Source organism: Streptomyces sp. NPDC056486 (assembly GCF_042795295.1).
Lineage (GTDB): Bacteria > Actinomycetota > Actinomycetes > Streptomycetales > Streptomycetaceae > Streptomyces.
In genome coordinates this window covers 1-10,828 of the sequence record NZ_JBHTSF010000007.1, presented here as the reverse complement: position 1 = coordinate 10,828, position 10,828 = coordinate 1, and the positions used below count along the sequence as shown (strand labels likewise).

Here is a 10,828-nt window from a genome sequence, read left to right as displayed (position 1 = left end):
GGTGGGCGCGCCGGGAAGTCGTCCCTCGTCCCTGTCGCGCGGCTCGCGAATCCTCAGCGGCCGCGCAGTGCCTTCCAGTCGTCCTCGAGAATGGAGTACTGGACGATGTCGTGCCACACGCCGTCGACATGGCCGTAGTGCCGCAATCGCCCCTCACGGACCATGCCGGCCTTCTCGATGGCCCGCTGTGCGGCGACGTTGGACGGCATGAATCCCGACCAGACCCGGTGCAGCCCGAGCCGGTCGAAGCCCAGAATGCCAAGCAGGAAGCCGATCTCGACGCTGTGGCCCACGCTCACCCGGTCGGCGCGCAGAGCCAGACCCACCTCGGCGCTGCGGTAGCCGACACGGACCATCCCGCCCTCGCCCGACTGGTCCTCGACGATCAACTTCGCCGAGCCGATCAACTCACCCGTGGCAATCTCGCTGACGCCGAGGCGGTAGTGCGAACGCGGGGTCCGGCGGGCACCGGCCCTCGCCTGCTCGACAAGCGCCGCGGCGTCGGGGCGCCGGAAGGGCGGCATGCCGAACTCGCGGGTCGTGCGGGGGTCGCCGAAGATGTCGAGTACGCCTTCGACATCGCTTGGCACGAACTCCCGCAGTCGCAGCGTGGTGCCTTCGATGAGTACCGAACGCTGCTCCGACACTTCCGACACTCGCGGTGGCCACTCATCGACCCGCGCCCGGCGCGGCTCTCGCGGAGCCCACAGGTGGGCCTGCTCCCGCTCGGCTTCCAGGCGATCCGTCATCTTTTGACTCCTTGGTGATGTTCCGTCAGGCCGAACGACACGCGCGTGACCCAGAGCGGCTTGCGCGTGCGGATCGCAGGAAGGAAGTTGGCCAGCGGCAGGACCCACCCGCAGAGGAACCCTCGGCCCCGCGGTTCGCGAACTGCCCGCACGGCCGCGACGTTGGGGTGCACCGTGCGCAGCTTCCGCCGCTCGGTCGGTGTCATCCCCCAGAGCATCGGCGGCGGACGGTATCCGGCGGGGTAACTCCACCGGCCCCGTACGGTGCGGGCGGCCATCCAGGCCGGCGGGGTATCGAAGACCAGGTCCGCTCCGGGGAAGCGGGCGGCGCACCCTTCGATGAGCCGGTGCACCACATCCCGTGGGAGATACATCAGCATCCCCTGGGCGAGGATCAGCAACCCTCGCGAGTCGTCGACCTCGTCCATCCACCGTGAATCGGTGGCCGAGCAGGGCAGCGTCCGGTGGCGTGGCGCGTCCGGCAGCAACCGCTGCCGCAGCGCCGCGACTTCGGGCAGGTCGACCGCGAGCCAGCGCACCCTGCCGTTGTCCACCCGCCAGAACTGCGTCTCCAGGCCCTCCCCGAGCGAGACGACCATGCCGTCCGGGTGGTCGCTGAGGAAGCGGCGCACCTCTCGGTCGTAACAGCGCGCCCGTACCGCCATCCCTTGTGCCAGGCCCCAGTTGCCGGTGCCGAACCGCTGCTCAAAGGGGTAGTCGACGGAGTCGATGACCTCGATCGCCTTCGGGTCGAGCAGTGCCGAGCCAGGGTCCTTCGCGGCCAGAGCGCGGTGGTGCAACGTCCATAGCGTCGTCTCGGCGACGCCGTCCAGCTGGGCCTGCCGCTTCTGTCCGTCCATCCGGCGATGGTCACAACACCGGCGGCGCCCCAGCAAGGAGCGTCACTCCTCCGAGCGTATAGATCACTCCTTCAGTTGGGATTTCCTGTCGCCCCGTTCCCGGTCTCGGACCGTCCGCCGCGCTGTGCGGCGGCGAGGGCCGCCTCGGTGTCGGCGGCGACCAGGTCGGCATTGATGCGGGCACCGGCCAGGGCACCTGCCGCGGCGGAGGCACCGACCTGGGCGCTCAGGTCGGTGGCGTTGCCGGCCACCCACACGCCCGGTACGTCGGTGGCACCGGCCGTGCCGGTGGCGAAGTGGCGGCCCATGCCGCCGGGCAGGTCCTGCATCGGCAGCTTCAGTTCGTCCAGGCCCTCGGTGCGGGCCTGCATGGTGGTGGCGACGGCGAGGACGCGCCGGGGCACCAGCTGTCCGTCACTCAGGCGTACGCCCGCGATGTCGCCGTCCTCTGCGGCCACGACCTCGGTGACCGGGGTGTCGACCACCCGGATGTTGCGGGCGGCGAAGCGCGCACGGGTGTCCTCGTCGAGTTCGGAGCCGCGGGTGAAGTAGACGAGGTCGTCGGTCAACTGGCGGAACAGCAGCGCGTGGTGGACGGAGGCCGGGCCTACGGCGAGGATTCCGATGGTCTCGTCGCGCACCTCCCAGCCGTGGCAGTACGGGCAGTGCACCAGGCCGTGCCCCCAGTGCTCGGCAAGCCCGTGGACGTCGGGCAGGACGTCGCGCAGTCCGGTGGCGACGAGCAGGCGGCGTGCCGACAGAGTGCTGCCGTCGACGAGGGTGACCGTGAAGCGCGGCTCGCCCTCATCGGCCGAGGGGGCGGTGGGGGCAGCGGAGGTCACTTCCCCGGTCACGACCTTGCCGCCGTAGCGGCGTACTTCTTCGCGCCCCCTGCGCAGCAGTTCGGCGGGCGGGGTGCCCTCCAGGCCGAGCAGGCCGTGGATGCCGTCGGCGGGTGCGTTGCGCGGGGTGCCGCTGTCGATCACTACGACCGAACGGCGGGAGCGGGCGAGCATCAGCGCGCCGTTCAAGCCCGCGGCGCCGCCGCCGATCACCACGGCATCGACGGTCTCGCCCGGCAGCTCGTCGGTCGCATACGCGGCAGTGGTCACAGACATGGGTCGCACCCCTTTTCTTTATGCGAGCACCCCGTGTTCGGGGGCTACGGTCACGACGATAGGCACGTTTTGCTGTTAGGGCATATGATATTGCCCATGACGCAAGACAATGGCGAGATGGACAGCCTGGTACGCAAACGAATCCGGGCCCTGAGGGTGGCGCAGGGCTGGTCCCTGGAAGAACTGGCCGCCCGTGCCAAGGTCAGCCAGTCCACGCTCAGCCGCATCGAGAACGGGCAGCGCCGCCTTGCCCTGGATCAGCTCGTCACGCTCGCCCGGGCCCTGGACACCTCCCTCGACCAGCTCGTGGAGACCGCCACCGACGACGTCATCACGAGCCCGGCGATCGACGCGGCCCATGGGCTCATGCGCTGGCCGATCAAGGCTGAGCCCGGCATGAGCGTCGTACGCCAGCGCATGACGGACCCGCCGCCCGACAGCCCCTCACGCATGCGTGCCCATCCGGGCCGCGAATGGCTCGTCGTCCTGTCCGGCACCGCGGTCCTGCTCCTCGGCAACCGGCGCCTGCGCGTCGAGACCAACCAGGCCGCGGAGTTCCCCACGATGCTCCCCCACGCCATCGGCGCCGAGGGCGGACCGTGCGAGATCCTGGGCATCTTCGACCGCGACGCGCGCCGCGGCCACCAACGCGAGGACAAGAGCGAGAGCGGCCGGTCCGGCTCATGAACGCACCGGTCAGTTGCGCGTACGGCACCACCGCCGACCATCTTCTTGCGCACTCCGGGATCCATGGGGCCACTACGGCACGACCGATTTAGCGTCGCTGTCATGACCCATCCTTCCTCGCACACGGCCCACGACGGCGCCCACCACTGTTCCTCGCACGAGCCGGACGCCGACGGGCAGGCGGAGATCCTCGATCTGGACGCGGAAGTGCTCGGCGAGCACATCGCGTCCATCACCGCATGGCTGCCCCTGGAGAAGGAACCGCGCCACATCGTGGATCTGGGGTGCGGGACGGGGGCCGGCACCTTCGCGCTGCTGACGCGCTTCCCCGACGCGGAGGTGACCGCCGTCGACACGTCGGCCGGCCATCTCCAGCGCCTGCGGGCAAAGGCCGAGGCGCTCGGGGTGGCCGAGCGGGTGCGCACGGTGCAGGCCGATCTCGACGCGGCCTGGCCCGATCTCGGCCGGCCTGAGCTGGTGTGGGCTTCGGCGTCGATGCACCACATGGCGGACCCCGACCGCACCCTGGGCAAGGTCCACGATCTGCTCGCGCCCGGCGGCCTGTTCGCCGTCGTCGAGCTGGCCGACTTCCCTCGCTTCCTGCCCGCCGACGCTCCACAGGAGCGGCCCGGCCTGGAGGAACGCTGCCACGCCGCCCTCGCGCACGACGCCGCCGAGCACGTGCCGCACCGCGGTGCGGACTGGGGGCCCAAGCTTGCGGCCGCCGAGTTCACCGTCGAGGGCGAGCGCACGATCACCGTGAACGTCGACGGCTCACGCAGCGAGGCGGTCGGCCGGTACGCAGTCAGCAGCCTGCGGCGCCTGCGCGGCAGCGCCGCCCACGCCCTCACCCCTGAGGACCTCGGCGCCCTGGATCAACTGCTCGACGCCGACAGCCCCTTCAGCCTCTTGCGCCGCACCGATGTCGCGGTGCGCACCGAACGCACCGTGTGGGCCGCGCGGCGCGTCTGACCCGAGCATGTCGACGCGTCACCGGCCCGTACCGCCTAGTGGGCGCTGCCGACCGCGACGGCGCGGACGACGGCTGCCACGCCCGCTCGGTCGGTGGGCTGAGGGTCGACGGAGTTGTGGATGGAGAAGCCCTCCACCAGCGCGTCGAGCGCTCGCGCCGTCAGGGGGTCGAAGTGCCGGGCCAGGGACTGACGGCTGGCCCGCATCCAGGAGCGCACCACCTCGAGCAGTTCCGGGTGGCGGGCGGCGAACGCGTACAGCTCGTAGCTGAGCAGCAGGTTGCGGTCGGTGCCCCAGACCTTGCCGCAGATGATCTCGACGACGGCTTCCTGCGCCTCTTCGGGTGTGCGCGCCGCGGTCAGCAGCGCCCCGTAGCGCATGGACACGGACTCGGCGAGGCGGGTGAACGCCTCGGTGAGCAGGTGCTGCATGTCGTCGAAGTAGTAGGTGAGCGAGCCGAGCGGCACCCCGGCCGCCGTAGCGATCTTACGGAAGGTCACTTTGATGGCGCCGTGCTCGGCGATGACGTCGAGCGCCGCATCGAGGATGCGTTCACGCCGCCGGGGGTCGTTGGGGCCGCGGGTGCTGCCTGTCATCTCTGTCGTCTGCCTTCTTCTTCCCGTATCCGAGTGTGTACATTTGTACATACCCCGATGTCGGTCCTGTCGCCGACCCGAGCATTCTTCCGGATTCCGTGGAGCTTCCCCTTGATAGACCGCGCCGTGCGCCGACGCCGTCAGGCTCTGTATCTCTTCTTCTTCCTGCCGGGCATCTCCATGTCCTCCTGGGTCACGCGCACCCCTGACGTCCGCGATCAACTGGATGTGTCCACCGGACAGATGGGCCTTGTCCTGTTCGGCCTGTCCGTCGGCTCCATGGGCGGCATCCTGTGTTCCGGCCGCTTGGTCTCGAAGTTCGGCACCCGCCCCGTGATCGCGCTCGGCACCCTCCTGATCATCGCAAGCATGGCCGTGATCGGAGGCGGCAGTTCCGTACCGTCCGCGCCGATGGTCGCCGCCGGCCTGTGCCTGTTCGGGGCGGGAATGGGGGCCGGCGAGGTGGCCGTGAACGTGGACGGCGCCGACGTGGAACGCCTCACCGGCACGACCGTCCTGCCCACCCTGCACGGCTGCTTCAGCCTCGGCACCGTCATCGGCGGCCTTGCCGGCATGGTCGCCACCGCCGTCGGCTTCCCCGTCATGTGGCACCTGGTTGCCGTCGCCGCGGTCTCTGCGGGGATCTTGGTCTACGCCCTGCGTGCCGTCCCGGCCGGTATCGGGACCAGTGACACACTCCGCGCCGCGGGCACGGCCCAGCACACCGGACCCGCGGTGTGGAAGGACCGCAAGCTTCTGCTGATCGGCGGCATCGTCCTGGCCATGGCCCTGGCCGAGGGCGCCGCCAACGACTGGCTCCCCCTCCTCATGGTGGACGGCCACGGTCTGGACGCCGCACTCGGCTCGCTCGTCTTCGTGGGGTTCGCGGCCGCGATGACCGTGGGCCGTTTCAGCGGCACGTTCTTCCTCAACCGCTTCGGAAGGGCAGCCGTCGTCCGCGCCAGTGCCGTCTCCGGTGCCATCGGGCTCGTGCTGGTCATCTTCTCCGACAGCGCCGTGGTCGCCGCAGCAGCCGTACTGTTCTGGGGACTTGGGGCGTCACTGGGATTCCCCGTCGCTCTGTCCGCGGCAGGCGACTCGGGTCCGGATCAGACCGCGCGCGTGAGCCTGGTGGCGACGATCGGCTATGTCGCCTTCCTGGTGGGCCCGCCGGCCCTCGGATTCCTGGGCGACCACTACGGGCTGCGGTCCGCGATGGTGGTGGTCCTGGTGTTCGTCGCCGCGGCCATCGGCATCGCTCCCGCCGCCGGCACCCGCGCCCCCGCCGTGGCACACGGCGGCTCTCCCAAGGACACGCCGACCAGCAGCCCCGACGCCTCCACCTCGGCCGACCGTGGGCTTCAGTGACGCTGCGTCATGTGGGCGAGGGTCTGCTCGGCGCTGTCGGGGGCGAAGGCGCCGTCGATGCCCTCCGCCGCTCCTTCGGCGGCTTCGATGGAGCGCGGCATGAGGGCCTTCTCGTACGCGGTGACGGCCTGATCGATGCTGGGGCTGTCGATGATGGCCTGAGCGAGATCCGCGCCGTCGAGCATGGCGAGGTTGGCGCCCATTCCTGAGAAGGGGGACATCAGATGGGCGGCGTCTCCGAGGAGGGTGACGCCGGGCGTGTGGGGCCAGGTGTGCGGGACAGGAAGGGCGTACAGGGGGCGGTTCGTGAAGCCGGTGTCCGTGCCGGTGATGAAGCCGAGCAGGGCGGGGCTCCAGCCTGTGAACTCCTTGAGGAGCGCTTCGCGTACGGCGGCGGTGTCGGTGTCGGTGAGGTCGAGACCTGCCTGGCGGTGCCAGTTCTCGTCGGTGCGCATGCCGACGTAGATACGGATGTGTCCGCCGCTGTTGCGCTGGGCGACGAAGCCCAGGTTGTTGTCGAGGGCCATCATGGTGCCCGCGCCGGTGAGTTCGGCGAGGTGGGGGTGGCGGCGGTCGGCATCGCTGAGGCCGGTCTCGACGAAGGTGACGCCGGTGTAGACCGGCGTCGCGCCGGACAGCAGGCGGCGGACCTGCGACCAAGCGCCGTCGGCCCCGATGACGAGGTCGGCATCGGCGAACGTGTCGTCGTCGGCGAAATGGAGGCGGTGGGTGCCGTCGCCCAGGGGCTCGACGCGGGTGAGCTTGTGACCCCAGCGCACGGTGCCGGGCTTGAGGGAGTCGAGGAGGAGGTCGCGCAGTTGGCCGCGGTCGATCTCGGGGTTGCCCTCGGTGGTGTCGGCCTCTGGCGGGACCGCGTCGAACAGTATCCGGCCGTCCCGGCCGACCAGCCGCATCTGCTGCCCCTCAGGGCGGGCCGCAGCCAGGAATTCGTCCAGCAGTCCGGCTGCGCGCAGGGCGTGTTGACCGGATTCGGGATGCATGTCGAGGGTGCCGCCCTGGTCGCGAGCGGTGCGGGAGGCGTCGGCGTCGTGGACGGTGGCGGTGACGCCGTGCTCCTGCAGGATGCGGGCACAGGTCAGACCGCCGGGACCGGCCCCGATGATCGCGATGCGGGGTGCGGGAGTGGTGTTCATGGTGGTCCTCCGTTCGGGCGGCACCGTTCGTGCCGCACCGTTCGTGCGGCACAGCAGCGCCGCGCTGTGGTGTGGTGCCGTGTCGTGTCGTTCGGCGAGGTGTGCGCAGTGGCAGGGGTCAGCCGGCCGTGGCGGCGGGGGCGCTGTGGGGCTGTTCGGTGGCGGGCGGCGGGCCGGCCTTCTTCAGCGGGACCTCGATGACGCGGAGCGCGGCGACGAAGGCGAGAGCACACAGGACCGCCGCGATGAGGAAGATCTGGTGGGTGCCGTCGGTGACCGCGGTCAGGTAGGCGTCCTTGGCACCGGCGGGCAGCTTGGACAAGGCAGTTGAGTCGGTCGGAGTGCCGACGCCTGGCAGGTGGGACTGGACGGCGCTGGTGAACAGCGAGCCGAAGACCGCGATGCCGAGCGAGCCGCCCAGGGTGCGGAAGAGGTTCACCGAGCTCATCGCCGCGCCCATGTCACGCATGGCGACGCTGTTCTGCGCGACGGTGCTCGCCATCTGCAGGGTGAAGCCCAGACCGATGCCGACCAGGACCATGTAGAGCGCGGTCAGCAGCCGTGAGGTGTCGGTGTCCATGGTGGCAAGGAGTGCCAGGCCCGCGGTCAGGAACGCCGTACCGAGAACGGGGAAGATCTTGTACTTGCCGGTGGCGGACATGACCTTCCCCGCGAGGGTGGACACGATCACCACCGGGATCATCATGGGCAGCATCAGCAGCCCGGAGTTGGTGGCCGACGCGCCCTGGACGGTCTGCTGGAACAGCGGCAGGTAGAGCCCCGTGCCGAACATGACCACGCCCGCGGCCAGGATCATGGCCACCGCGAGCGGATAGTTGCGGTGACTTGTGAACACCGACGGGGGCAACATGGGCTCGTCGGCCCGCTTCTCCGTGCGGACGAACAGGGCGAGCCCGATCACGGCGACGGCCCCGAGGGCGAGTATCTGCCAGGAGCCCCATGTGTAGGTGGTGCCCGCCCAGGTGGCGGCAAGGACGATGGCGCCGATGGAGACCGTCAGCAGGGTGATCCCCGCCCAGTCGATCTTTGCCTTGATACGCCGGGCGGGCACGTGCAGCACCAGCCACAGCCACACCAGGGCGAGCAGGCCGAGCGGCAAGTTGATGTAGAAGGCCCAACGCCAGTCCCAGTGCCCGGTGATGAACCCGCCGAGGAGCGGGCCGCCGATGGTGCCGATGGCCATGACCGAGGCGGTCATGCCCTGATACTTGCCCCGCTCCCGGGGTGGTACTAGGGCGGCGATCAAGGTGAAGGCGCCCGCGCCGATGCCGCCGGCACCGATGCCCTGCAGGGCGCGGAAGGCGATGAGGCCGGTCATGGACTGTGCGGCGCCGCACAGCGCGGAGCCGACGATGAACACGGCGATCGAGGCCAGGTAGAGGGGCTTGCGGCCGAAGAGGTCGCCGAACTTGCCCCAGATCGGGGTGGTCACTGCGGTGACGAGCGTGTAGGCGGTCACGACCCAGGACATGTGCTCGAGCCCGCCCAGGTCACCGACGATCGTGGGCATCGCGGTGCCCACGACCATGTTGTCGAGCATGGCCAGGAGCATCGCGAGCATGACGCCGAGCAACACCCAGCGCACGTTCTTCGGCACGGCCACAGGGTCGGCTGCGGGGCCGGTGGCGGGGAGAGAGGCAGACGTGGACATGGCTGATCACCCCTTTCGGAGATGAAGAAGAGGAAAGGAACAGGAAGAGAGCGGGGCCGGGCGGTGCCTCACGGCCGACTGCTGCTCCAGAAGAGCACACCAACTCAATAAGTGCAACGACTCAACTTTTGAAGTTGAGCAACCGAGGAGTAGGGTGCTGGTATGACCGACACCGAGACCGGAGCCGCGCCGGCTCCGATGGGGCGCCGCGAGCGCAAAAAGGCCGCCACCCGCCAGGCCATCGCGGATGCGGCTTTGCGCCTGTTCCTGGAGCGTGGATACGACGATGTCGGTATCCGGGAGATCGCGGACGCCGCGGACGTGTCCACCACGACGCTGTTCAAGCACTTTCCGGTCAAGGAGGCCCTCGTCTTCGACGAGGACGCCGCACAGGAAGCCCGCCTGCTCGCCGCCGTACGCGAGCGGCCCCGAGGCCGGTCCATCCCGGCGGCGCTGTGCGAGCACGCCCTGCTCTATCGCATGGCGGCCGCTGACGGCGACGCCCGCTTCACCGCCTTCTTCGACCTGGTCAACAGCACGCCGGCCCTGCGTGACTACGTCCAGAACATGTGGTTGCGCCACTCCGCGGCCTTGGCGGGGGTCATCGCCGAGGAGAGCGGTCTGCCCGTGGACGATCCCGCCTGCACCGCCCTGGCCCACTTCGCTCTTGAAGCCCCCCGCGCCGCTCGCGGCCACGACGACCCCCGCGAGGCCGTCGCCCGCGCCTTCGACCTACTGGAGAACGGCTGGCGCGCCCTTGCCTGACGCCGAGGGTTTCAGGCCGCCGGAACGGTGGCCTCCCCTGCCGGGCCACTGTCCTCGGGCGAGTTTCCTTCCGGGCCCAGCGGGCGGCCCTCCCACACCAGTGCCTGCCAGCCCTCGTCGGGCGAACCCTCGAGGATGACCACGCCCGTGTTGGCCAGCGGGCGACCGGCCGAGTACGCCACGTCGACGTTGGCGGCCCGGGCGGCCACCCACATCCGGATCGCGGCACCGTGGCTGACCATGGCCACCGTCTCCACTCCCGTCGCGGCCGCATCGGCGACGACGGCATCGAAGCGCCCCAGCGCCTCCACGCCGGTCTCGCCACCGGGCATCCGGCGCTCGGTGTCGCCCCCGGACCAGGCGAAGGCGGTGGCGAGGTAAAGGGCGGCGGCCTCGTCGTCGCCGCGCATCTCCAGGTCTCCGGCGATCAGCTCCCGGATCCCGTCCCGTATCTGGACCTCCAGCCCTGTCGCGGCGGCCAGAGGCGCGGCGGTCAGCTGGGTGCGCTGCAACGTGGAGGCGTACAGCGCATCGATCTTCTCCGCCGCCAGGGCGTCCGGCAGCGCGGCCGCCTGGTCCTGCCCCAGCGGCGTCAGACCCGGGCCCGGCGCCCCGGTGTCCAGGAGGTGCTTGAGGTTGGACGGGGTCTGGCCGTGACGTATGAGCAGCAGGCGCATTGCGGGGACTACCTCCACTGGACGGAACAAGCCCTTCCACTCTGCCATCAATGCCCCCCGGCCCTGCGCTCGGCCACGGCCGTAGCCGATTCCCACAGCGGTGGGCCGGGGCCGGGAGGCCCACAGCCACCCCGCCCCACCCCCCGCAACCACCCCCGGGGCCGCGCCCCGCCCCGCGGCCCCACGACACGGTCTAAACCGATCCCCCGC

Annotated in this window: 11 protein-coding genes; 4 read left to right on the top strand and 7 right to left on the bottom strand. The window is 70.4% G+C overall.

The genetic code is table 11. From position 1 onward, the window contains the following. Nucleotides 1-53 precede the first annotated feature (53 nt). The 3 genes from ACFQ7F_RS05445 to ACFQ7F_RS05435 all read right to left on the bottom strand — a co-directional run bounded on the left by ACFQ7F_RS05445 (nt 54) and on the right by ACFQ7F_RS05435 (nt 2,727). On the bottom strand, nt 54-749 hold the full coding sequence (locus ACFQ7F_RS05445) for a GNAT family N-acetyltransferase (protein WP_383266458.1): 696 nt from the start codon (nt 747-749) through the stop codon (nt 54-56). Further along, complete coding sequence (locus ACFQ7F_RS05440; RefSeq protein WP_383266455.1) at nt 746-1,609, bottom strand: class I SAM-dependent methyltransferase; 864 nt, start codon at nt 1,607-1,609, stop codon at nt 746-748. The genes ACFQ7F_RS05445 and ACFQ7F_RS05440 overlap by 4 nt, the downstream gene beginning before the upstream one ends. A 71-nt stretch (nt 1,610-1,680) precedes the next feature. Continuing rightward, a complete protein-coding gene (locus ACFQ7F_RS05435; protein ID WP_383266452.1) occupies nt 1,681-2,727 on the bottom strand; it encodes an NAD(P)/FAD-dependent oxidoreductase in 1,047 nt (348 codons plus the stop codon). Nucleotides 2,728-2,823: 96 nt separating this feature from the next. Here ACFQ7F_RS05435 and ACFQ7F_RS05430 point away from each other — a divergent pair, with 96 nt between their 5' ends. Next, nucleotides 2,824-3,414 (top strand): helix-turn-helix domain-containing protein, encoded by a 591-nt coding sequence (locus ACFQ7F_RS05430; protein ID WP_383266449.1) that lies wholly within the window; start codon nt 2,824-2,826, stop codon nt 3,412-3,414. A gap of 102 nt (nt 3,415-3,516) precedes the next feature. Next, the gene (locus ACFQ7F_RS05425; protein ID WP_383266446.1) at nt 3,517-4,386 is read left to right on the top strand and encodes a class I SAM-dependent methyltransferase; all 870 of its coding nucleotides are present in this window, start codon (nt 3,517-3,519) and stop codon (nt 4,384-4,386) included. 35 nt (nt 4,387-4,421) lie between these two features. Here the strand turns inward: ACFQ7F_RS05425 and ACFQ7F_RS05420 are convergent, their stop codons facing one another. After that, entirely contained in the window at nt 4,422-4,982 is a 561-nt protein-coding gene (locus tag ACFQ7F_RS05420) for a TetR/AcrR family transcriptional regulator (RefSeq protein WP_383266443.1), read from the bottom strand. Between the two features lie 111 nt (nt 4,983-5,093). Here ACFQ7F_RS05420 and ACFQ7F_RS05415 point away from each other — a divergent pair, with 111 nt between their 5' ends. Further along, a complete protein-coding gene (locus ACFQ7F_RS05415; protein WP_383266441.1) occupies nt 5,094-6,350 on the top strand; it encodes an MFS transporter in 1,257 nt (418 codons plus the stop codon). Here the strand turns inward: ACFQ7F_RS05415 and ACFQ7F_RS05410 are convergent. Both ACFQ7F_RS05410 and ACFQ7F_RS05405 read right to left on the bottom strand, forming a co-directional pair. Then, the gene (locus tag ACFQ7F_RS05410; protein ID WP_383266438.1) at nt 6,344-7,504 is read right to left on the bottom strand and encodes an FAD-dependent oxidoreductase; all 1,161 of its coding nucleotides are present in this window, start codon (nt 7,502-7,504) and stop codon (nt 6,344-6,346) included. The genes ACFQ7F_RS05415 and ACFQ7F_RS05410 overlap by 7 nt on opposite strands. Nucleotides 7,505-7,622: 118 nt before the next feature. Then, nucleotides 7,623-9,176 (bottom strand): MDR family MFS transporter, encoded by a 1,554-nt coding sequence (locus tag ACFQ7F_RS05405; protein WP_383266434.1) that lies wholly within the window; start codon nt 9,174-9,176, stop codon nt 7,623-7,625. Between the two features lie 162 nt (nt 9,177-9,338). On the opposite strand from ACFQ7F_RS05405, the gene ACFQ7F_RS05400 reads away from it, so the two are divergent. Continuing rightward, nucleotides 9,339-9,941 (top strand): TetR/AcrR family transcriptional regulator, encoded by a 603-nt coding sequence (locus ACFQ7F_RS05400; protein ID WP_383266431.1) that lies wholly within the window; start codon nt 9,339-9,341, stop codon nt 9,939-9,941. Nucleotides 9,942-9,952: 11 nt separating this feature from the next. On the opposite strand, the gene ACFQ7F_RS05395 is transcribed toward ACFQ7F_RS05400, so the two are convergent. Continuing rightward, complete coding sequence (locus ACFQ7F_RS05395) at nt 9,953-10,618, bottom strand: histidine phosphatase family protein (RefSeq protein WP_383266428.1); 666 nt, start codon at nt 10,616-10,618, stop codon at nt 9,953-9,955. Nucleotides 10,619-10,828 lie beyond the last annotated feature (210 nt).